Genomic DNA, 22,497 nt, shown 5'->3' on the forward strand with positions numbered 1-22,497 from the left:
CAATATGCAGGCTTCAGGCTTTTCAGCAACTGGCACTCCAGCGGCAAACACCGCAGATGATCAGGTCTGCATCAGCAGCGCCAAGGTCAGGTTCAGGCCAGTTGCCTGCGTCCGATACCGTGAACCTTCAACGTCAGCATCAATCGATCCTGCACCTGCAGTTTCTCAAAGACAGCCGACAGATGGGCACGCACGGTACGCTCGCTGATCGACATGCGTTCGGCAATCTCCGCATTGCTGTCACCCAGCGATGCATAGCGGGCAACCTCCTGCTCGCGTGCGGACAACGGTTCAGCCCAGTCCGATTCCTGCTCGGGCAGGCGGGCGTCCACATCGCGCAACAAGCGCTGCAGCAGAGAACGTCCGAGCCAGATGTTGCCACCAGCCATGCTTTGCAGCATCCTCGACAGCACTTCCGAGCTCGATTGCGCGTGGGCATAGCCACATGCTCCACGGGACAGCAAGTTCCGGCCCTCCTCATCGCTGGGACGGTTGCTGAGAACCAGAACCTGAAGATCCTTCAGCAGCTCATTCCAGCGTGAAGCCGTCGGCTCGGGCAAGGATGGCAGGGCTGCATCCAGCACCACCACGGTACGGCCTTGCTGCTTCCAGCGTTGCAAATCGGCCAGAGTCTGGCCGCGCGCAGGCATCCACTGAGGGCCTGCGATCTGCTGCCATTCCTGCCACAGCGTGGCATCCTGGGTCAGCATCAATACAGGCAAGGCATTCATAGAGGTCCTTTTTAATTGTTGGTGATCCATGAACTAACGTTCGATCAAGGCATTGGACTTGGCACGCAGAATCGGCTTGAGCAAATACTGCATCAAGGTGCGCTTGCCCGTGAGGATGTGCACTTCCGCCTGCATGCCGGGAATGATGGGGCGCGAGTCATCGCCCACATGAGCCTTGTCCGTGCGCACCTTCACGACATAGAAGGAATTCCCTTTCTCGTCCGTCACGGTGTTGGCACCGATCTGCTCCAATTTCCCCTGCAAACCTCCGTAGATGGCAAAGTCATAGGCCGTGAACTTCACCTCTGCCTGCTGACCGAAATGCAAGAAGCCGATGTCGCGTGGATTGACCTGCACTTCCATCAGCAAGGTGTCATCCAGCGGCACGATGTCCAGGATGTCCTTGCCAGGCTGCACGACACCGCCCACGGTATTGGCCATCAGGGTATTGACCGTGCCGCGCACGGGCGAGCGCACCTCGGCCAGCTTGACCCTGTCCTCCAGTGCCACCTTGCCTTGCTCCAGAGTCCCCAGTTTGACCTGGGTGTCTGAGAGATCGGAGCGGGACTGGTTACGCATATTCAGCTCGGACTCCTGGATCTTGCGTTCCGCCTCCTGAATCGCCGCCTGAATACGCCCGATCTGCGCGCCGGCTGCCTTGGCCTCGCCACAGAAGCGAGCCACATCCCGTTGCAGGCGCAGCAAATCCACTTCGGACACCGCACCGCTCTTGAGCAAAGGCCGGGTCACCGAAAGCTCTTCGGACGTCAAACTGCAACTGGACGAGGCCTGGTCCCGGTTGGCCTGGGTTTCGCGCAGCTCCTGCTGACGTTGACGCAGCTGGTCACGCGCAATATTGACATTGGTGTTGAGCTCCTGGGAGCGGCTCTCCCACATGCGCCGCTCCATCTCCACCAGCTGAGGCGCCAGCGCCTGCACATCCTCCGGAGCCTTGAAGGGCTCACCCGATGCCAGGGCCTGAAGGCGTGCAGCCTTGGCCTTCAATGCCAGCAGTTCGGCCTTGTTCTCCCCCAAGGACGAACTGTAGCGCGTTGGATCGATACGCAAGATGACCTGACCCTGCTCCACATGTTCGCCGGGATGCACCAGAATTTCCTTGACGATGCCGCCATCCAGGCTCTGCACCACCTGAACCTGACGCGAGGGAACCACCTTGCCCTGGCCTCGAACCACTTCGTCGATGCGGCCCAGACAGGCCCAGAGCACCAGAACCAGCACGGTGACCAAGGCCACCCATATCAGCAGACGAGAGCCGCGCGCCTGCTGCTGCCCTGCCGCCCACTGCGCATCGGCCTTGAGATCTCCAGGCTGATGCGTTCCCACCACCTCGCTACCGTCAAGCAGCCATCGCTCCAGCCGCGACCAGCGCGCCTTGAGTGCATTGCTGAAGCGCGAGGGCTTCTTCTCTGCCTTGGACTCGCTCATGCTCGCCCTCCTACTCCGCCAATCCGTCCTTGTTTCAAGGCTTCGATGACCTGCTCCTTGCCACCATCGGCAACGATTTTGCCGCCATCGATCACGATCAACCGGTCAACCAGGGTCAACAAGGCCGTGCGATGCGTGACCAGCAAAATGGTCTTGTCCCGGGCAGCCTCTTCCAGCCGCCGCTTGAGCTGGGCTTCGCTTTGATTGTCCAGATTGCTGCTGGGCTCATCCAGCAACAATATGGCCGGGTCGTTGATCAGCGCACGGGCGACCGCAATGGATTGGCGCTGGCCGCCAGAGAGCGACTCGCCACGCTCGCCCACCAGCATGTCATAGCCCTTGGGGTTGCGCGCCACGAACTCATCCACGCCGGCAATGCGCGCCGCATGCAACATATCGGACTCGCCCGCGAACGGCGCCCCCACCAGCAGGTTGTGCTTCAGGCTGCCATAGAACAGCATAGGATCCTGCGGCACATGTCCGATGGCCCGGCGCAGGTCCACGGGATCTATCTGACGAGCATCCACTCCATCGATCAGCACCGAGCCCTCAGTGGGCTGATACAGACCCAGAACCAGCTTTTCCAGCGTGGTCTTGCCCGAGCCGATACGCCCGATGATGCCGACCCGCTCCCCGGGCCGGACCGAAAAGCTCACGCCTGAAAGACTGGCCTGCTCGCTGCCCGGGTAGCTGAAGCTGACATTGCGAAATTCGATGGCGCCACGCAGATCCGGACGCGAGACGAACTCCCGGTCCGCTTCGTGCTCGACCGGCATCTTCATATAGTTGTCGATGGAATTCAGCGAGGTGCGCGCATTGTGGAACTGCATCATCAGCCCTGCGACCTGACCGAAAGGCGCCAGGCAGCGCCCCGCAATCATGGAGGCGGCAATGATGCCGCCCATGGACAGCGCCGAATCCTGCACCTGGTACACGCCGACGATGACCACCGCCACGGTGACCAGTTGCTGCAGGGTCTGAACGAAGTTCACCGTGCCCGACGAAATGAACTTGATCTTGCCGCCCATATAGGCGATGTACTGGGTGGAGCTCTCCCACAGACGCTGCACGCCGCCTTGGGCGTTGAGCGTCTTGACGGCCTCCAGGTTGGTCAGCGACTCCACGAGCAACGCGTTGCGCTGAGACGAGGCCTGGAAGGTCTTGAGCGTCAGACTCTCCATGCGCGCCTGGGCCCAGAAGGAGACCAGCAAGATCGCGGCAATCGCGACCACGGGAGGGATCAGCATCCAGGGCGAAATCCAGGCAATCGCCACCAGGAACAGCAGCACAAAGGGCAGATCCACCAGGGTCGTCAAGCTGGCAGACGCAATGAAGTCCCGAACCGACTCAAACGAGCGCAGATTGGCCGCAAACGAACCGACGGATGCAGGCCGGCTTTCCATGCGCAAGTCCAGGACACGCTCCATGATCTGTGCGGACAGCTGCACATCCACACGCTTGCTCGCAGCATCCACGACATAGGCGCGCGTCGTCGTCAGCACGAAGTTGAAGATCAGCACCAGGGAAATGCCGATCGCCAGCACCCACAATGTTTCCACCGCGTTGTTGGGCACCACGCGGTCATACACATTCATGCTGAACAAGGGCATGGCCAGCGCAAAGACATTGATGAGCACGGCAGCCAGCAGGGCATCGCGATACAGGCGCCGATTCTCCAGAATCACGGCCCAGAACCAGTGACTGCTGCGTGGCTCCATGCCTTGCTGCACGGAGCGCGGCTCGAAACGGAACTGGGGACGCACAAAGCACATCAGCCCCGCATAGTCCTGCAGCAAAGCCTGGGCCTCGACCTCGACCGGACTCTCCGACTCCGGGTACTGCACGAGGAAGCGACCGCTCTCCTGGGGCCTGAGCAGCAGACAGGCACGGCCGCCATGGAGAATCAAAATGGCCGGCAGCAAACCCTGGGGGACATCATCAAGACCGCGCTGCACGATGCGCGTGCTGAACTGCGCGCGAGCCGCGGCCCGAGCCAGCAACGAAGGCGTCAGACGCTGGTCCACCAGCGGCAGACCATTGCTCAGGGCCTGCGCGGTATAGGGCTTGCCATGCAGGTTGGTGAGCTGAACCAGGCAGTCCAGCAAGGGGTCGGCATGGGTCTCGTGGGCAGGCATGCGCCAGTCTCCAGCCGGCGCATGCCCTGAGCCGCGCGCCCCCAGAAAAGCCGGGCCGGCCTGCTCCGCCGCCGTGTCCGGCGAAGCACCATGCCCTCGCTTCTGGGTCGCATCCGTACCGCTGACCGATGCCATAGTAGGTTCAACGTCTGGTTTGGTCATCTTCAACAATCAACCTATAAAAGCTCTTCGTCATCATCAATCAAGTCCAGCGAATTGCGCATGCGCTGGCGCGCCTGCTTGCGTTGGCTCAGCTTCTCCAGCGCCTGTGGCGGAAGATCCGTCAAGCGCAAGGTTCCATTGGCAAGCAAGGCATCAATCAAGTCCTCCAGAACGCGAATGAAATCCGCATCCAGTGCCGACAGTTCCTGCCGGGAAGACCGCTCTGAAGGTGGTGAATCGCTTTTATCCATCTTGTTCAACTCCCACTAAAGATGCGCCAGACGCCGGCAGCCATCACTGGCGGACAGCTGCGGCAGGTGCAGACACAGGAGCTGGAGCTTGCACAGGAACGCCCTGATCGGTCTCCATGCTGGCAGGCACCGGCGTCAGATTGTTGGTGTCCGGCACCGAAGATTTGCAGCTGCGCAGCAAGTCATCGGGCAAGGCCAGTGCCTGTTGCTCCTCCGGACGGCTATCGTCATGCGGCTGTGCGAGGCCCAGCACCGGCAGAATCTGGCTGGACAAGGTCAGCCACTGGTACTCGGCCTTTTTCAGGTCATATTGGGCATTGACCAGGGCGCGCTGCGCATCGAACAACTCGTTTTCCGTATTCAGCAGGTCCAGCAGCGAACGCTGACCGATCTTGAACTGCTGCTGATACGCCACGCGCACCTTGGCAGTGGAAAGAACATGCTCACGCAGGAACGGCGTTTGCTGACGCAGACGGGCCATGGTGTTCCAGGTAATCGACAGCTCCTGCTGAAGATTGCGGCAGGTGTAATCGCGCACGTCCTGGGCCGCATAGCCCTGGGCGATCGTCTGGCGCAGACGTGCCTCGTCCGCGCCGCCGCGATACAGGTTGTAGGTCAGCATCAGCTGCACCCGCGAGCTCTGCACATCCCAGTAGGCCGGCGAATTCTGGTCACGGTCACGCCCGGTGGATGCCAGCAGCTCCAGCTTGGGCATATGCGCCCCCTTGGCGGCCTTCTGACCTGCCTCGGCCGCTTGCACCAGGGCCTGTTTCGACAGCAGCAGCGGGCTCGCGCGCAGCGAATCGCCAAAATCCTTGGCAACCCCGGATACCGGCAGCTTGCCAGTCACCTCGGGCACGGGATCCAGCGTGGCCGCCGGATACTCGCCCACCACACGACGGTAGCGCTGCATCACATCGTTGAGGTTGTTGCTCTCGGTCATCAGATTGGTCTGTGCCAGCGACAGACGACCGCTGGCCTGCTCCAGGTCCACGCCACGCCCCACGCCGGACTGCTGGCGCTCGCGCAACTGGCCCAGCGTCACCTGGTGGGTGCCGAAGTTTTCGCGCGCCAGCTTTTCCATTTCACGGTAGCGCTGCACATCCAGATAGGCCGCGACCACATCATTGGCCAGGCTTTCCGTGGTGGCACGCAGATCGTAGAACTTTGAAAGCTTCTCAAAGCCCAGCTGACGGATATTGCTGCTGGTGGTGAAACCATCAAAGATCAGCTGACGCAGCTGCAGATTCCAGCCTGGACGGTTCCAGTTCTGCGATGGCGAATCCTGAATATGGCTGCGCCACTCGCGCCCGACCCAACCTTGCGCTGTGACTTGTGGACGCCAGCCGCCCCGGGCCACGTTCTGACCTTCGGCGGACGAAGTGAAATCCTGAAATCGCGCCTGCACTTCCGGATGCGTCATCAGTGCCTGCTCCACCACTTTTTGCAGTGCGACACCTTGCTCGTTGGCTTGCTGTGCATTCATGGTTGTCTGGGCCATGCCTCCCATGGCCCACGAGGCCACGCCCAAAGTGGCAACCACTTGTGCAATCTGACTGAATTTCATTGTTATCCCTCTTGTTTGATTCCGACCGGGCAATGCGATGTCTGGCCCGCCAACGAATGAGCGAGAGCAATCGGTGCGACCTCTGCAAGTCGCTCCCCGCGGAAGCTGGTGTTGATGTGGACGGGCTCGCTGCTGCCCGGCAAGGCATAGCAGACGGCCTCAGAACTCGCAAAATGGAACTCTGTAACTCTCTTGCTCACAACCTTTGGCGTCATGCCAGCGCCGCGCAGGAGACTGAAGTTCAGGCCAAGCTTGTTGCCTGATCGACAAGACTCATCACATTTGCCTGACGAGCGACCGCAAGGCGGTGCTGAAGGGATGGCGTCACCAATCCCCAGGCCAAACAAATCACGCGGACAGGCTGTGAAGCGGCGATAGGCTAGACACAGCGCATTTGGAGATTTTCCTTTCCACGATAGCAAGGCGGAGCCTCCGGTTTCCGGCCGGTGTTCTTGACGCATAACCTTGCATGCGAAGCCGTGCGTTGATGGCTGATCTCCTGGCAACACCATCAAACAATTGGATTCGAATGCAAATCTAGCACAACGCATGCAAGAATTTGTTTCAAAAATCACTCAAACAGCCGAACTTCGAATTTTTTGCCCGGAATTGGCAATTCTTTTCATTCGTTCTTTATATCAAAGAAACCAAGAATCAATACCGCATCCGCTCTCGTTATTCCCGCTGGGGTTAACGCAATCGGACGAAATCAGACCCGTTCCTACAGGGAAGCCGTCATCAAATGCTTCACGCCGTATCGCTGCGGCAATAGAAAAAGGGCTTCTGACTTGATAGTCAGAAGCCCTTGTCTAATTGGTCGGAATGGCGGGATTCGAACTCGCGACCCCTTGCACCCCATGCAAGTGCGCTACCAGGCTGCGCTACATTCCGAAGACCTCAATTATACACAGAAATCCGACATCAAAGAGAAAGAAGCGCCCTGATCTGCAAAAGCTCTTCTTTGACCTCTTCCATGCCCATGACACCGGCAGGCTCTGAGAGGCCCTGTTGCAGCATTGCGCTCAGCAGATGGCTCTGCGCCAGGTCCTCTCCCGGCACAGGCAGTGCCGACTGCGCAAGCGCCGCCTGCGGCTCGACTGCCCTGCCGTGGCCCGTCACCAGTTCGCGCAGACGATTTCTTGCACCGCTGATGGTGAAGCCCTGCTCGTACAGCAGCTCCCGGATGCGGCGCACCATCAATACCTCGTGGTGCTGGTAGTAGCGGCGGTTGCCGCGCCGCTTCATGGGCTTGAGCTGCACAAACTCCTGCTCCCAGTAACGCAGCACATGAGGCTTGACGTCGCACAGATCCGCCACTTCACCGATGGTGAAATAGCGCTTGGCAGGAATTGCCGGCAAAGATGAAGCCATGGCTGGTTGCAAGCAGTCGGTGAAGGGACGAGTGAAAGATAGGCCATCACGGCTTGTGCAAATCAGGATCGGGCACGGTGCTTTGCCGATAGCAAAGCCCGTTGCGCCTCCCTCTTTGTACAAGTCCTTGCAATATAGCGCGAAGAGCTGACAGGACCTTGCACCGCGCGCGACGCAAGACTGTCAGCTCTTCAGTGACCGATGCTCCGCTTGACAGTGCATCAGCCGTGTGCAAGTCGCTTAAGACCCCGAACTCTCGCCCTGGATCAGCTCCTTGAGCTTGCTGCTGGCATGGAAGGTCACCACGCGGCGAGCAGCGATGGGAATCAGCTCACCGGTGCGCGGGTTGCGTCCGGGACGTGGTGCCTTGGTGCGGATCTGGAAGTTGCCGAAGCCCGAAAGCTTGACATCTTCGCCTTCCACCAGCTTTTGCGAGATCAGGTCGAAAAACGCATCCACCATGTCCTTGGCTTCGCGCTTGTTCAGACCGATTTCGTCAAACAGCAGATCGGCCAGCTGCGCCTTGGTCAGCGCGGGGCTGTCGATGCTCTCTACGGCAAGCTCCATGGGTCGATCTCCTTGTGGATTGAACATATCAGCGCAGACGAGCCGCAACGCGTTCAACCAGCGCCGCAATGGTGCCCTGCATGGCGGCCTCGATTTCCGCATCGGTCAGCGACGCGGTGTCGCTGCCCAGCGTCAGGCGCACGGCCAGGCTCTTCTCGTCCTGGGCCAGACTGCCCGGCGCCGCTTCCTCGCCAGCCTTGAGCTTCTTGGGACGGAAGACGTCGAACAGCACGGCCGAGCGCAGAATGCCGCCCTGCACACCTTGCTGCACGGCCTCCATCACCTGGGCGTGGGTCACGGCTTCCTTGACGACCACGGCAATGTCGCGCTCCACGGCCTGGTGCTTGGTCACGGGCTTGAAGACCGGCACCTGGCGGGCCAGCACGGCATCGAGCTCGAGCTCGAACATCACGGGAGCCTGGGCCAGATCCCATTCCTGGCGCCACTGGGGATGCAGCTCGCCGACAAAGCCGATGGCCTTGCCGTCCAGCAGCACGCGCGCGCAGCGGCCGGGGTGCATGGCCGGATGCTCGGCGGGCTCGAACACCGGCTTGGCCGGAGCCAGCAGTGCTTCCACATCTCCCTTGACGTCATAGAAGTCGACCTTGGCTTCTGCCCTGCCCCACTGCAGCTGGTCGGCTGCGCCGTAGGCGAGACCCGCCACGCGCATGGGCTGATAAAAGCCCTTGACGGTGGTGTCGGAGTCGGCCACGGACTCGTCCTTGAAGAACACGCGACCCAGCTCGAACACGCGCACGCGCTGAGCCTTGCGGTCCACGTTGAACTTGAGCACCTGCAGCAGCGAACCCAGCAGGGACGAGCGCATCACGCTCAGATGGCTGGCAATGGGGTTGAGCAGCTTGATGGCGTTGCTGTTGCCGGCCAGCTCCTGCTCCCACTTTTCTTCGACAAAGCTGAAGTTGATGGTTTCCTGGTAGCCCAGGCCCGCCAGCTCGTGGCGCACGGCATAGGGGCTGCGCTCGTTCTCGGCGCGCAGCTTGGGCGAGATCGGGGCCAGCGGCTTGGTGGTCGGCAGGTTTTCGTAGCCGATCATGCGGGCCACTTCCTCGATCAGATCTTCTTCCAGATTGATGTCGAAGCGGAAGGTCGGAGCAGTCACCGAAATCACGCCTTCCGAAGCCACGGTGGCAGGCAGACCCAGGCCGTTCAGGGCATCCAGGCATTGCTGCTGCGTCACGGCCATGCCGATGACCTTGGCCGCACGCGCCACGCGCAGTTGCACGGCCTTGGAGGCGGGCATATTGGGCTTCTGGTCGTCCATGGCACCGACTTGCGTCTCGGGCGTGCCGCAGATTTCCAGCACCAGCGCGGTGATGCGCTCGATGTGCTCGGTGGTGAACTCGGGGTCCACGCCGCGCTCGAAGCGGTGACCGGCGTCGGTCGAGAAGTTGAAGTGGCGCGAACGGCCGGCCACGGCCTTGGGGAACCAGAACGCGGCTTCGATGTAGATGTTCCTGGTGTCGTCGGACACGGCCGTGGCGTCGCCGCCCATGATGCCGGCCAGCGACTCGACCTGCTTGTCATCGGCAATCACGCCGACCTTGAGGAAATCGTCGATCTTGATGGTGTTGCCATTGAGCAGCTTGAGCGTTTCGCCCTCCTTGCCCCAGCGCACATTCAGGCCGCCGCTGATCTTGTCCAGATCGAAGATATGGCTGGGACGGCCCAGCTCGAACATCACGTAGTTCGAGATGTCCACCAGAGGGCTGACCGAGCGCTGGCCGCAGCGTGCCAGGCGGTCCACCATCCACTGGGGCGTCTTCACCCGGGTGTTGACATTGCGCACGATGCGGCCCGAGAAGCGGCCGCACAGGTCGGTGGCTTCAATCTTGACCGGCAGCTTGTCTTGCAAGGCCACGGCCGCAGCGGGGAAGGACAGGGCTTTGAGCGGCGTGCCGGTCAGCGCCGACAGCTCGCGCGCCACGCCGTAGACGCTCAGGCAATGCGCCAGATTGGGCGTCAACTTCAGCGTGAACAGCGTGTCGTCCAGATTCAGGTACTCGCGCACGTTCTGGCCCAGAGGCGCATCGGCGGGAAACTCCAGCAAGCCGCTGGCGTCTTCGTCGATGCCCAGCTCCTTGGCCGAACACAGCATGCCAAAGCTCTGCACGCCGCGCAGCTTGCCGATCTTGATCTTGAAGGGCTTGCCATCGGCACCGGGCGGCAGCTCGGCGCCCACGGTGGCGCAGGGAATGCGGATGCCCACGCGCGCATTGGGCGCGCCGCAGACGATGTTCAGCAGCTCGGGGCCGCCCACGTCGACCTGGCAGATGCGCAAGCGGTCGGCGTCGGGGTGCTGCACGGCTTCCTTGATTTCACCGACCACGATACCGGTGAAGGGAGGCGCCACAGGATCCAGCTCTTCCACCTCCAGACCGGCCATGGTCAGGGTATCGGCCAGTTGCTGGGTGGTCAGATTGGGGTTGCAGTATTCGCGCAACCAGGATTCAGGAAATTGCATAGTCAGACTCTTTGGCGTTCATGCCAGTCGCACCGCAGGCGGTCTGCAACTGGCTGGGCATGCGTATTTCAAAAAGATGAGCTATTAGCGCTCGGCTCACAACGATCTCAGCATCAAAACTATCTGAAATTGTTTCATATCATGCGCTAGCAGCTCACTTTTTTAATTACTGAAACTGCGACAGGAAACGGATGTCGCCGTCGAAGAACAGGCGCAGGTCGTTGACGCCATAACGCAGCATGGTCAGGCGGTCGGGGCCCATGCCAAAGGCAAAGCCGATGTATTTTTCGGGGTCCAGGCCCATGTTGCGCACCACATTGGGGTGCACCTGGCCGGCGCCCGAGACCTCCAGCCAGCGACCGGCCAGCGGGCCGCTCTGGAACTGGATGTCGATTTCGGCCGAAGGCTCGGTGAACGGGAAGAAGCTGGGACGAAAGCGCAGCACCAGATCATCCTGCTCGAAGAAGGTCTTGCAGAAATCGGTGAACACCACCTTCAGGTCCTTGAAGCTCACGTTCTCGCCGATCCACAGGCCTTCGCACTGGTGGAACATGGGCGAGTGGGTGGCATCCGAGTCCACACGGTAAGTGCGGCCGGGGGCAATCACGCGGATTTCGGGCATGGTCTGGCCGGCGTCGAGCGCGTTGCGGTAATTCTTCACATGCTGCACGGCATGACGCACCTGCATGGGGCTGGTGTGTGTGCGCAGCAGATTGGGCGCGTGCTGGGTGCCGCCTTCGACATAGAAGGTGTCGTGCATGGAACGCGCGGGATGGTCTTCGGGCGTGTTCAGCGCCGTGAAGTTGAACCAGTCGGATTCGATCTCGGGGCCCTGGGCCACATCAAAGCCCATGGAGCCGAAGATGCCCTCGATACGCTCCATGGTGATGGAGACGGGGTGCAGCCCTCCCGCGCCACGACGGCGACCGGGCAGAGTCACATCCAGCACCTCGGCTTTCAGATGGGCCTGCAGCTCGGCATCCGCCAAGGCCTTGCGGCGGGCGGTCAGAGCCGCTTCGATCGCCTGCTTGGCCACGTTGATGGCAGCGCCGCGCGACTTTTTCTCTTCGACGGAAAGCTGCGCCATGCCCTTCATGAGCTCGGTCATCTTGCCCGACTTGCCCAGAAACTGCGCCTTGGCATTTTCCAGATCAGCGGGGGTGTGGGCTTGCGCAAACAGTTGCTGTGCGCTTTCGACCAGAGAATCCAACTCGTTCATATCGACTCTTTATCGACTTGTAAAAATAAACAAGGGCTAGTGCCTTTTCAAGCCCTAGCCCTTGCTGTTTGTGCATCAGCAGCTACTGAACAAGACACGACTTCTGCAATCAAGTTCAAGCAAGATGCTCGCCCATCGGCAAATGCCTTTGAGGATCCTTGTCTGCAAAAGTCCTACAAGAAGTAACTACCGATCGTGACCTCAGGCAGCCAGCTTGGCCTTGACTTGGTCGACGATAGCTGCAAAAGCAGCCTTGTCGTGCACGGCGATATCGGCCAGCATCTTGCGGTCGATTTCGATGGCAGCCTTCTTCAGGCCGTTGGCGAATTGGCTGTAAGTCAGACCCAGTTCACGTGCAGCAGCGTTGATACGAGCGATCCACAGCTGACGGAACACGCGCTTCTTGGTACGACGGTCACGGTAGGCATATTGACCAGCCTTCATGACCGCTTGCTTGGCAACGCGGAAGACGTTACCACGGCGACCGCGGAAACCCTTGGCCAGATTCAGAACTTTTTTGTGACGGGCGCGAGCCGTTACACCACGTTTGACGCGAGGCATGTGTTTTCTCCTAGTTCGTCAGTGAATTACAGGCCTGCGGAAGGCAACATCTTTGCGATGGAGCCCATATCGCCGGAATGCACGTTGACAATGCCACGCAGGTGACGCTTGTTCTTCGTGGTCTTCTTGGTCAAGATGTGACGCTTGAAGGCTTGACCGCGCTTGACGGTACCACCGGGACGAACGCGAAAACGCTTCTTCGCGCTGCTCTTGGTCTTCATTTTGGGCATGTGAATGCTCCTATTGAATTTGTGCTCGCAAGGCGGTGTGCAACCCGCACACACTTCGCTGGCCTCCGAGGCACTTGTTTGTCAGTCCGGCCAGGCCGGACTGACTATTGCAGGCAAGCCTGCAAATTCTTTGTCTGCCGCACAAAACAAAAGTGGGCCAAGCCCACTCTTGCCCGAAAGGCAAAACCGCAATTATGCCTTATCTGCAGCCTCAGGTGCAGCAGCGACACCATCGCCTTGTGGTTTTGCACCACCAGCGGGCTTCTTGCCACCTGCACGAGCCGGCGCAACCATCATGATCATCTGACGGCCTTCCAGCTTGGGGAACTGCTCCACCTGGATGGAATCGGCCAGATCGTCACGCAGACGGTTGAGCAGATTCAGACCCAGCTGCTGGTGCGTGATTTCACGGCCGCGGAAACGCAGCGTGATCTTGCACTTGTCGCCTTCCGCCAGAAAACGGCGGATATTGCGCAGCTTGATGTTGTAGTCACCATCATCCGTACCAGGGCGGAACTTCACTTCCTTGATTTCGATGACGGTCTGCTTGGCCTTGGCTTCGGCAGCCTTCTTCTGTTCCTGGTACTTGAACTTGCCGTAATCCATCAAACGGCAGACCGGAGGAGATGCGTTGGCCGCGATTTCCACCAGGTCGACATCCAGCTCGCCGGCCATGCGCAGCGCTTCTTGCAGCGGCACGATGCCCAGAGGCTCGTTCTCAGGACCAGACAGACGCACTTCAGGCGCCATGATTTCTCGGTTCAGTCGATGCTTGCGCTCTTCACGGTGGCGCCGATCGCGAAATTCAGTAGCTATGGTTTTCACCCTTGGATTGAAATGGCTACAACAGCGTAGCCGGCTAGCGTGCCTTGCACGCTGACCGACCCGCCACAAAAATTAATCTGCTTCAGGCCTTGGCCGTGATGTCCTTGGCGAGCAATTCAATGAATGCATCAACCGACATCACTCCGAGGTCTTTGTTACCCCGGGCGCGCACTGCAACCGCACCAGCGGCCTTCTCCTTGTCGCCCGCGACAAGGATGTAGGGCAGCTTCTGCATGGAATGCTCGCGTATTTTATACGTAATCTTTTCATTGCGCAGATCTGTCACTACCCTAAGGCTTTGATTCGGCAATGCTTTTTGCAGCTTCTGCGCAACTTCCTGCGCATAGTCGGCCTGAGCGTCCGTAATATTGAGCACGGCAGCCTGCACGGGAGCCAGCCAGGCAGGCAGCGCGCCCGAGTGATGCTCGACCAAAATGCCGATGAAACGCTCGAGCGAACCCAGAATCGCGCGGTGCAGCATGATGGGACGATGGCGCTCGCCATCCTCGCCCACGAATTCCGCATCAAGACGCTCGGGCATGTTCGGGTCCACCTGGATGGTGCCGCACTGCCATTCGCGGCCCAGCGCATCCTTCAGGGTGTACTCGATCTTCGGGCCGTAGAAAGCGCCCTCGCCAGGCAGATACTCGAACTCGCAACCCGATGCGCGCAGACCCTCGGCCAGCGCGTTCTCCGCCTTGTCCCAGGCTTCATCGGTGCCGATGCGCTTCTCGGGACGGGTAGACAGGCGATACAGGATATTGGTGAAGCCGAAGTCGGCATACACCTTCTGCAGCAGCGAAGTGAAAGCCGTCACCTCAGCCTGGATCTGGTCTTCGGTACAGAAGATGTGACCATCGTCCTGGGTGAAGGCACGCACGCGCATGATGCCGTGCAGCGAACCGGTGGGCTCGTTGCGATGGCAGTTGCCGAACTCGCCAAAGCGCAACGGCAGATCGCGATAGCTCTTGATGCCTTGCTTGAAGATGATGATGTGGCCCGGGCAGTTCATGGGCTTCAGGGCATATTCACGCTTTTCCGAATCGGTGGTGAACATGTTTTCGCGATACTTGTCCCAGTGGCCGGTCTTCTCCCACAGGCCCTTGTCCAGAATCTGCGGAGCCTTGACTTCCTGGTAGCCGTTGTCCTGATAGACGCGGCGCATGTACTGCTCGACCTGCTGCCAGACCGCCCAACCCTTGGGGTGCCAGAACACGGTGCCGGGCGAATGCTCATCGATGTGGAACAGATCCAGCTCGCGCCCCAGCTTGCGGTGATCGCGCTTTTCGGCTTCTTCCAACCTGAACAGATAGTCCTTAAGCTCGTCTTTGGTCGCCCAAGCGGTACCGTAGATGCGCTGCAGCATCTCGTTGCGGTGGTCGCCACGCCAGTAGGCACCGGCCACCTTCATCAACTTGAAGTGCTTGAGCTTGCCAGTGCTGGGCACGTGAGGGCCGCGGCACAGATCCTCGAAAGCGCCTTCGCGGTAAAGGCTCACGTCCTCGTTGCTGGAAATGGAGGCAATGATCTCGGCCTTGTAGGCTTCGCCGAGACCCTTGAAGTACTGCACGGCCTCGTCGCGAGGCAGCACGCGGCGCACCACCTGCTCGTCCTTGTTGGCCAGCTCGGTCATCTTCTTTTCGATGGCAGCCAGATCTTCGGGAGTGAAGGGGCGCTTGTACGAGAAGTCGTAGTAGAAACCGTTCTCGATCACGGGGCCGATGGTGACCTGGGCATCGGGAAACAGCTCCTTGACAGCATACGCCAGCAAGTGAGCGGTGGAGTGACGAATCACTTCCAGACCATCGGCATCCTTGGCGGTGATGATGGACAGCGGCGAATCCTGCTCGATCACAAAGCTGGTGTCCACGACCTTGCCGTTGATCTTGCCGGCCAGTGCGGCCTTGGCCAGGCCGGAGCCGATCGAAGCAGCGACTTCAGCGACCGAAACCGGACCTGGATATTCGCGCTTGGAGCCATCGGGGAGCGTGATGTTGATCATGAAATTCCTTGTCAAACCAAATTTGTGTGGGGGAAAGCCAGCGCCAGAGCTTTGGAATCGCCTGAAAGCAAAAAGCGCGGAACCAGTCCGCGCTTTGATGAGGATGTCGAGAAATCTCGGGCAGGCGCGAACCGCCAGCTGCCATCAGCAGCTGAAATACATCTCCGATGTAGTTCGCGGTGTCATAACCGTTGATGCCTTTCTCGCCCTTGTGAATTGAAGTCGTGGCATTTTAACCCGGCAATCAAAAAAGCGCCCGAGACTTTCGCCCCGGGCGCATAACCCCTTTTTTACCTAGACAGAATCACGATTGATCGCAACTCAATGGAACTGCTCTTCCTCGGTGGAGCCGGTCAGCGCCTTGACGCTGGACGAGCCGCCCTGGATCACGGTGGTCACGTCGTCGAAGTAACCTGCGCCCACTTCCTGCTGGTGCGAGACAAAGGTGTAGCCCTTGTCACGTGCCGCGAATTCGGGCTCCTGGATCATTTCCACGTAGTGCTTCATGCCCTCGCCGCGAGCGTACTCGTGGGCGAACTTGAAGGTGTTGTACCAGTTGCTGTGGATGCCGGCCAGCGTGATGAACTGGAACTTGTAGCCGAGCGCGGACAGGTCTTCCTGGAAGGAGGCGATCTGGCTGTCGTTGAGATTCTTCTTCCAGTTGAACGAAGGCGAGCAGTTGTAGCTCAGCAGCTTGCCTGGGCAGGCGGCATGCACGGCCTGGGCGAATTCGCGGGCAAAGCCGATATCGGGCACACCGGTTTCGCACCACACCAGATCCGCGTAGGGAGCGTAGGCCACGCCACGGCTGATGGATTGCTCCAGGCCGTTCTTGACGCGGTAGAAGCCTTCTTGCGTACGCTCGCCGGTCAGGAACGGAATGTCGTTCTCGTCGTGGTTGCTGGTGATCAGATTGGCCGCTTCGGCATCGGTACGGGCCAGCACGATGGTGGGCACGCCCATCACGTCGGCGGCAAAGCGAGCCGCGATCAGCTTCTCGACCGCTTCACGGGTGGGCACCAGCACCTTGCCGCCCATATGACCACACTTCTTGACTGCAGCCAGCTGGTCTTCAAAGTGCACGCCGGCAGCGCCCGCCTGAATCATGTTCTTCATCAGCTCGAACGCGTTGAGCACGCCGCCAAAACCGGCTTCCGCATCAGCCACGATGGGCAGGAAGTAGTCGATGAACTCCTTGTCGCCGGGGTTGATGCCCTTGCCCCACTGGATTTCGTCGGCACGCTTGAAGGTGTTGTTGATGCGGCGCACCATGGTGGGCACGGAATCGTAGGCGTACAGAGACTGGTCGGGATACATGGTCTCCGAGGTGTTGCCGTCGGCAGCCACTTGCCAGCCCGACAGGTACACAGCTTCCAGACCGGCCTTGGCCTGCTGCATGGCCTGGCCCGCAGAGATGGCACCGAAGGCGTTCACATAGCCCTTCTTCGAGCTGCCGTTGATCTTGTCCCACAGCACTTCGGCTCCGCGCTGGGCCAGGGTGTACTCGGGCTGCAGGCTGCCACGCAGACGCACCACATCGGCGGCGCTGTAGCCGCGCTTGACGCTCTTCCAGCGTGGGTTCTGTGCCCAGTCTTTTTCGAGGGCTGCGATTTGCTGTTCACGGCTCAGTTGCTGGGTCAGGGATTGGGGCATGGTGCACTCCTTAGCGGTTAAACAAGATGGGTTGGTGTTCGTCCTTGGGATTTACTTTATGTCTGCAACGCTTTTTCTCAGAGTCTTATGTCTTATAAAAGACTGAAATTTATTTCAACAAAATCAACATCTTATTTTTATTTTTCACAATAAGAAAACACATTTCTCATATCGAGAAATTTTGCGGCAGCGCAGCATTTCGTTTTTTCATAATACGGAATCGAATTCTTGCTTCATGAAAATTTGGCGCATTCCTGGCCATCAGAACCGGAATCTCTCCGGTGCGGCACGAAACAAGCCGTGCCGTATGCACTGAAGCGCTCATTTGCCAGCCACCTTGCCCGGTTCAACGCACTTGAACCCAAACAGGTGACACGGCAAAGACAGGGCGCCAGTCGCGCGAGAACCAAAAAACAACAGTTCCCTGCGTCCGAGCCAAAAGCATGCAACAGCCCTGCCACACTGCCTTGCCACCTTCTTCTCCCTCTGACCTTCATCCCGCCACCTCATGCACACGCCCAGCCGCCCACTTGCCTATCTCTGCCTGGCGCTCAGCATGTCTCTGGTGGGCAGCTATGTGGCCCTGTCCAAGCCTCTGGCAGCCATCTTTCCGGTCATGTTGCTGGCATGGCTGCGCTTTGGCATCGGCGCCGTGGCCATGCTCGGCTGGCTCAAGGCCCCCGCACATGAGACGGCCCTGACCCGGCAGACCAAGTGGCTGCTGTTCTTTGAATCCCTCTTCGGCAATTTCCTGTTCACGCTCTGCATGATCAGTGGCGTGGCCATGACCAGCGCCGTCACTGCCGGAGTGACCATGGCCGCGATTCCCGCCGCCGTCGCCATCATGAGCTGGCTTTTTCTGCGTGAGGCCGTGGGTGCACGTACGTGGACAGCGATTGTTTTCGCGGTGGCCGGAATAGGACTGAACGCCTTGAGCAAAACCGATGGCAGCAACGTTGCCCCCGCCACTCAGCAAGGCCTGGGCCAGTTGCTGTTGATTGCCGCCGTGCTCTGCGAAGCCGCATATGCCGTGATCGGCAAAAAACTCACCGCCAGCGTAAGCCCCAAGCGCATTACCGCTCTGATCAATCTCTGGGGCTTTGCGCTCTCCGCCCCGGCCGGGCTCTATCTGGCCTGGCAGTTTGATTTTTCCCAGGTCTCTGCGCCTGCATGGGGCCTGCTGCTGTTCTACGCGCTGGCCGCCTGCGTCTGGACGGTGTGGTTGTGGATGACGGGACTACGCGCCGTGCCCGCATCGCAGGCCGGCATTTTTACCGTGCTGCTGCCTGTCAGCGCGGCGCTGGTGGGCATGCTGGCCCTTGGGGAGCGCATCAGCACCGTGCAGCTGCTGGCCTTCGGTATCGCCCTGAGCAGCGTGGTGATTGCCACCTGGCCCCGCCCGCTGCAGATCAGGCGCTAGGCTGCACAGCCCATCAGGCAAGCAGGTTGCGGCGGCTGAGCACAATGCCGTCGGCATCGGCATATAGCCAGTCGCCCGGACGAATCCACAGGCCCGCGATCTGAACATAGACATCGCGCAGTCCCTGACCCTGCTTGACCGTGGGCATGGGGTTGAGCGCCAGTGCATAAAGCCCCACGGAAGCGGCTTTCAACTCGGCCAGGTCGCGCACGCAACCGTAGACCAGCACCCCGGCCCAGCCGTTCTGGGCCGCCGATGCAGCCACATTGCCGCCCACCAGGGCACGACGCAGCGAACCGCCGCCATCGACCACCAGCACACGGCCGTCACCGGGCTCGGCCAGCGCCGCCCGTACCAGGCTGTTGTCGTCAAGGCATTGCACGGTGCTGACCTCGCCCATGAAGCCGACATTCGCTCCATAGCTGTGGAACACGGGTGGCAGGACGCGGAAATCGCTGCTGTCGTCGCTGATATGCGCATCGCAAAGATCGCAGGTGCTGAAGGGCAGAGAAGCCGGGGAATCGCTCATGAAAATCTCCACAGGGTCAGGTTTCGCCCATCTTGCCTCCAGCGCGGGCACTAGCACAAGCACAAGCGAGCACCCACGGAGAGCAACTTTTTCACAACACTATCGAGGAAAAACCCATGAAAACAGGCGCTAAAAGGCCCGAGATCAACAAATCGAGGCAAAAAAACAGCTGACGAGCTTGGAAGAGAGATTTTTTGCCATTAGCATCAGACTCAGCCAGTGGATTGCAGCTGTATTTCGCTGGTGATAAGTCCACTACCCAATTAGGAATAAGCAAAATGGCAACTGCAAAGAAGGCACCCGCTGCAGCACCGGCAGCAGCTCCCGCCGCTAAGAAGCGCACTCCCAACGCTGCCTTCATGAAACCCCTGACACCCAGCGCTGCTCTGGCCGCAGTGGTTGGCAAGGACCCCCTGCCCCGTACCGAAATCATCAGCAAGCTGTGGGTCTACATCAAGGCCAACAACCTGCAAGACGCCGCCAACAAGCGCATGATCAACGCCGACGCCAAGCTCAAGGAAGTCTTCGGCAAGCCCCAAGTCTCCATGTTCGAGATGGCCGGCCTGATCGGCAAGCACGTCAAGTAAGCACTGCGCTTGCGCTGACCACAAAAAAGCTGGCACGAGCCAGCTTTTTGTGTTTCTGGAGATGGCTGATGGCCCTGCCCAACGTCAGGCCTGCCGCAAAGCCACCGTGCGACATGCCTATGCCTGCACGGCAATGAAAGTGGTGTATCTCAGGAGCTCAATACACATCGCGCCGGTAGCGACCCGAGCCCAGCAACTCCGCCACCTTGGCCTCGCCCAGGATAGCCTGCAGCGTCAGATGCACGCCCTGTCCCATGCCATTGAGGCTGCCGCAGACATAGATGGCCGCGCCACGCTCCACCCACTGCCGGACTTCCTCGGCATGGCTGCGCAGCAAATCCTGCACATAGCGCGAGTCCTTGCCGTTGCGCGACCAGGCCTGATCCAGCCGCGCCAATCGCCCCTGCTCTACCCACGCCGCCAACTGCTCGGCACAGAAGGCATCATGCTGTGGGCTGCGCTCCCCGAACAACAGCCATTGATCATTTCGGTCTTGCTGCACACGCGCCTTGATGTGGCTGAGAAGGCCTGCCAGGCCCGAGCCATTGCCGATCAGGATCAGCGGCCGACCAGCGTTGTCCCCGAGCCTGAAGCCACGGTGCTCGCGCAGCGTCAGCGACAGTACATCTCCCTCTGCCATGCCGCAGCACAGCCAGTGAGAGGCCAGCCCCGGCGAGCCGTCGGCACGCGTGCTCTCGCGCACCAGCAACTGCAGACTGCCGTCGGCCGTGATCGAGGCGATCGAATAGTCTCGTGCGCGCTCCGGATCGGCGGGCACGCACAGGGACACCAGATCGCCCGACTCCCACGGCGGCAGCTCGCCAGACTGCGGTGTCCATTCCAGCTGATACAGCGCCCCGCCCTGGCTGCCGGGATTGAGCAAATGCCGCCGGCTGAGCACAAAAGCTACGCTTGCCGGTGCCTGCAACCAGTCTGCATCCAGCTCCTGAGCCGATGCAGACTCGCCCAGCAGGCTCTGCCTTATCTGCCCGACCTGGGCCTGCCAGCTCTGCAAACTCGGCCCATCCATATTGTCGACACAGACGAGATCGCTGCGCGCGCCGCTGGTCTGCAGCCATTCGTGCACCTGCACACCAAAAGCACAGAACTCCTGATACTCGCGATCACCCAGCGCCAGCACCAGGCTTTGGTGCCGGGTCAGCACGGGCTGCGCAGCCATAAGTTGCTGCACAAAGCCCAGCGCATGGTCGGGCGCATCGCCTTCGCCCGTGGTGGACAGCATCCACAGGCTATGCGCATATTCCTGCAGCAGCTCGGTCGTCAGCTTCTCCACGGGCAGCAGGCGCACCTGAAGCCCGCCTTCGACCAGCATCTTGGCCGTGGCACGGGCCAGAGCCTCGGCCTGCCCCGTCTGACTGGCATAGGCGACCAGGACGGCAGGCGCCTGGGCATCGCCCTGCGATAACTGGCTCTGGGCTTCGTCGACCAGGCGCTGCCTGCGTACCCTGGAGCCGATACCCCAGCACATGCCGGCGTACGCTGCAACCAGGCCCATGGCGCCATAGATGCGCTCGGGCGTCAAAATCCATTCCACTGTCATGCCTCAAATTGGTTGATCCAGGCGGGTGTCTTGATCACCTGCCTGCGGGTCTCATTGCCATCGGATGCAAGATGCGATGTCAGCACGGCTGCAATCCCATGCTGAAGGGCAAAGTCCATGCCTTGCTGAGGCCCCAGCACCGTGAGCACGGTGGCCAGGGCATCGGCATGCATGCACTCCTCATGAAACACCGTGACGCTGGCCAGATCATGCGCCACCGGCCAGCCGGTGCGCGGATCCAGCGTGTGCGAATAGCGCTTGCCGGCATGCGTGAACTGGTGCCAGAAGTCGCCCGATGTGGCAAAAGCGCCCTCGCGGCAGGCCACGATCAGGGACTCCGCCTCGGTAGTGCCGCCCGTGCCCAGCTGCACCTGCCAGGGCCGGCCATCGGGCCTCTGCCCCCAGCTGCGCAGCTCGCCGCCGATTTCGAACAGGCCCCCAGCCCAGCCTGCTGCCTGCAGCTTCTGCACCGCCCAGTCCACGGCAAAGCCCTTGGCAATGCCGCAAAAATCCAGCTCCAGGCCACCGCTCTGCTGCAATTGCCGGGTCTGCGCATTCCAGTGCAGATGACGACAGCCGCTGGTCTGCAGCAGGCGCTGGATCTCATCACCAGGCGGCGTTTGCCCGTGATGCGGCTGCAAGGGGTTCTGACGTGGGCCGAACCCCCATAGCGAGACCAGCGCCCCCATGCAGGGATCCATGGCTGCGCCAGACAATCGGGCCCAGTGCAAGGCCGCCTCCAGAACATGCGCAAACTCTGCCGGCATCACATGCATTTCACCGGGTCTTGAACGATTGAACCGGGTGATCAGCGAATCGGTCTCCCAGTTGCTCATCTGGGCGACGACATCCTCAAAGACCTGCTGCAACAGCGCCTGCACCGGCGCCATGGGCAGGTAATCCGGGTTGACCAGTCGCAGCGACCAGTGCGTGCCCATGGTCTGGCCGGACAGGCGGTGAATGCGCCCATCCTGCTGGTGCTGCAGGCTTGCCGGCCTCCAGCGCTGCACGCCGAAGTCCGGCGCCGGCGTCCGCTCATGCACCTGGCTCTGCCCCTCGGATGAGGGCAGTTGCCAGAGGCTGGCATCGAAGCGTACGCGGACAGAAGTGGTCATGGGCATGCGGACAAGGGCACAACAGCAGTGAAAACAACGACGCGCCCGGATCGGGCGCGTATTCAGTCCATCAAGCGACAGCG

Annotated in this window: 21 protein-coding genes and 1 tRNA gene; 3 read left to right on the plus strand and 19 right to left on the minus strand. The window is 60.4% G+C overall.

The features are described 5' to 3' along the window. Nucleotides 1–92: 92 nt before the first annotated feature. From O987_RS17885 to O987_RS17905, 5 genes are all read right to left on the minus strand, one after another. Complete coding sequence (locus O987_RS17885) at nucleotides 93–731, minus strand: response regulator transcription factor (RefSeq protein WP_003053584.1); 639 nt, start codon at nucleotides 729–731, stop codon at nucleotides 93–95. Nucleotides 732–764: 33 nt separating this feature from the next. Further along, entirely contained in the window at nucleotides 765–2,177 is a 1,413-nt protein-coding gene (locus tag O987_RS17890) for an HlyD family type I secretion periplasmic adaptor subunit (protein WP_043373866.1), read from the minus strand. After that, nucleotides 2,174–4,312, minus strand: a complete 2,139-nt coding sequence (locus tag O987_RS17895; protein WP_051962311.1) for a type I secretion system permease/ATPase — start codon at nucleotides 4,310–4,312, stop codon at nucleotides 2,174–2,176. The genes O987_RS17890 and O987_RS17895 overlap by 4 nt, the downstream gene beginning before the upstream one ends. 176 nt (nucleotides 4,313–4,488) lie before the next feature. Then, nucleotides 4,489–4,725: a hypothetical protein gene (locus O987_RS17900; RefSeq protein ID WP_003053579.1), complete on the minus strand. Its 237-nt coding sequence runs from the start codon at nucleotides 4,723–4,725 to the stop codon at nucleotides 4,489–4,491. A gap of 43 nt (nucleotides 4,726–4,768) precedes the next feature. Beyond that, nucleotides 4,769–6,292, minus strand: coding sequence for a TolC family outer membrane protein (locus tag O987_RS17905; RefSeq protein WP_003053577.1), 1,524 nt, complete (start codon nucleotides 6,290–6,292; stop codon nucleotides 4,769–4,771). Nucleotides 6,293–6,841: 549 nt separating this feature from the next. Here O987_RS17905 and O987_RS28880 point away from each other — a divergent pair. Further along, a complete protein-coding gene (locus O987_RS28880; RefSeq protein WP_144244942.1) occupies nucleotides 6,842–7,084 on the plus strand; it encodes a hypothetical protein in 243 nt (80 codons plus the stop codon). 22 nt (nucleotides 7,085–7,106) lie between these two features. Here O987_RS28880 and O987_RS17915 read toward each other — a convergent pair. From O987_RS17915 to aceA, 10 genes are all read right to left on the minus strand, one after another. Further along, a tRNA-Pro gene (locus tag O987_RS17915) sits at nucleotides 7,107–7,183 on the minus strand. 30 nt (nucleotides 7,184–7,213) lie between these two features. Next, nucleotides 7,214–7,663 carry a MerR family transcriptional regulator gene (locus O987_RS17920; RefSeq protein ID WP_043373871.1) on the minus strand — a complete coding sequence of 150 codons (450 nt, stop codon included), beginning with the start codon at nucleotides 7,661–7,663 and terminating at the stop codon, nucleotides 7,214–7,216. A 240-nt stretch (nucleotides 7,664–7,903) separates the two neighbouring features. Next, the gene (locus O987_RS17925; protein ID WP_003053575.1) at nucleotides 7,904–8,230 is read right to left on the minus strand and encodes an integration host factor subunit alpha; all 327 of its coding nucleotides are present in this window, start codon (nucleotides 8,228–8,230) and stop codon (nucleotides 7,904–7,906) included. 28 nt (nucleotides 8,231–8,258) lie between these two features. Beyond that, nucleotides 8,259–10,712: a phenylalanine--tRNA ligase subunit beta gene (gene pheT / locus O987_RS17930; RefSeq protein ID WP_043373873.1), complete on the minus strand. Its 2,454-nt coding sequence runs from the start codon at nucleotides 10,710–10,712 to the stop codon at nucleotides 8,259–8,261. A gap of 166 nt (nucleotides 10,713–10,878) precedes the next feature. Then, nucleotides 10,879–11,931 carry a phenylalanine--tRNA ligase subunit alpha gene (pheS, locus tag O987_RS17935; protein ID WP_003053573.1) on the minus strand — a complete coding sequence of 351 codons (1,053 nt, stop codon included), beginning with the start codon at nucleotides 11,929–11,931 and terminating at the stop codon, nucleotides 10,879–10,881. A 201-nt stretch (nucleotides 11,932–12,132) separates the two neighbouring features. After that, a complete protein-coding gene (gene rplT / locus O987_RS17940; protein ID WP_003053572.1) occupies nucleotides 12,133–12,492 on the minus strand; it encodes a 50S ribosomal protein L20 in 360 nt (119 codons plus the stop codon). 26 nt (nucleotides 12,493–12,518) lie between these two features. After that, a complete protein-coding gene (rpmI, locus tag O987_RS17945) occupies nucleotides 12,519–12,722 on the minus strand; it encodes a 50S ribosomal protein L35 (RefSeq protein ID WP_003053571.1) in 204 nt (67 codons plus the stop codon). Nucleotides 12,723–12,914: 192 nt separating this feature from the next. After that, nucleotides 12,915–13,547, minus strand: a complete 633-nt coding sequence (gene infC, locus O987_RS17950) for a translation initiation factor IF-3 (RefSeq protein ID WP_019044015.1) — start codon at nucleotides 13,545–13,547, stop codon at nucleotides 12,915–12,917. 82 nt (nucleotides 13,548–13,629) lie between these two features. Continuing rightward, nucleotides 13,630–15,549 carry a threonine--tRNA ligase gene (thrS, locus tag O987_RS17955; RefSeq protein WP_043373875.1) on the minus strand — a complete coding sequence of 640 codons (1,920 nt, stop codon included), beginning with the start codon at nucleotides 15,547–15,549 and terminating at the stop codon, nucleotides 13,630–13,632. A gap of 321 nt (nucleotides 15,550–15,870) precedes the next feature. Beyond that, the gene (aceA, locus tag O987_RS17960; protein ID WP_003053566.1) at nucleotides 15,871–17,202 is read right to left on the minus strand and encodes an isocitrate lyase; all 1,332 of its coding nucleotides are present in this window, start codon (nucleotides 17,200–17,202) and stop codon (nucleotides 15,871–15,873) included. Between the two features lie 508 nt (nucleotides 17,203–17,710). Between aceA and O987_RS17965 the strand changes: the two genes are divergently transcribed. Then, a complete protein-coding gene (locus O987_RS17965) occupies nucleotides 17,711–18,622 on the plus strand; it encodes a DMT family transporter (protein ID WP_043373877.1) in 912 nt (303 codons plus the stop codon). 13 nt (nucleotides 18,623–18,635) lie between these two features. Here the strand turns inward: O987_RS17965 and rraA are convergent, their stop codons facing one another. Then, a complete protein-coding gene (gene rraA, locus O987_RS17970; RefSeq protein ID WP_003053562.1) occupies nucleotides 18,636–19,151 on the minus strand; it encodes a ribonuclease E activity regulator RraA in 516 nt (171 codons plus the stop codon). Between the two features lie 91 nt (nucleotides 19,152–19,242). Beyond that, nucleotides 19,243–19,512 (minus strand): hypothetical protein, encoded by a 270-nt coding sequence (locus O987_RS29155; protein WP_162473290.1) that lies wholly within the window; start codon nucleotides 19,510–19,512, stop codon nucleotides 19,243–19,245. Here O987_RS29155 and O987_RS17975 point away from each other — a divergent pair. Continuing rightward, on the plus strand, nucleotides 19,430–19,738 hold the full coding sequence (locus tag O987_RS17975) for an SWIB/MDM2 domain-containing protein (protein WP_003053560.1): 309 nt from the start codon (nucleotides 19,430–19,432) through the stop codon (nucleotides 19,736–19,738). The two genes, O987_RS29155 and O987_RS17975, sit on opposite strands and share 83 nt — an antisense overlap. Before the next feature lie 157 nt (nucleotides 19,739–19,895). Here the strand turns inward: O987_RS17975 and O987_RS17980 are convergent, their stop codons facing one another. Both O987_RS17980 and O987_RS17985 read right to left on the minus strand, forming a co-directional pair. Beyond that, the gene (locus O987_RS17980; RefSeq protein WP_043373880.1) at nucleotides 19,896–21,299 is read right to left on the minus strand and encodes a sulfite reductase subunit alpha; all 1,404 of its coding nucleotides are present in this window, start codon (nucleotides 21,297–21,299) and stop codon (nucleotides 19,896–19,898) included. After that, nucleotides 21,296–22,414, minus strand: a complete 1,119-nt coding sequence (locus tag O987_RS17985; RefSeq protein WP_235214179.1) for an FAD:protein FMN transferase — start codon at nucleotides 22,412–22,414, stop codon at nucleotides 21,296–21,298. Before O987_RS17985 ends, O987_RS17980 begins: the two co-directional genes overlap by 4 nt. Nucleotides 22,415–22,497 lie beyond the last annotated feature (83 nt).

It is taken from the genome of Comamonas testosteroni TK102 (genome assembly GCF_000739375.1).
Lineage (GTDB): Bacteria > Pseudomonadota > Gammaproteobacteria > Burkholderiales > Burkholderiaceae_C > Comamonas > Comamonas brasiliensis.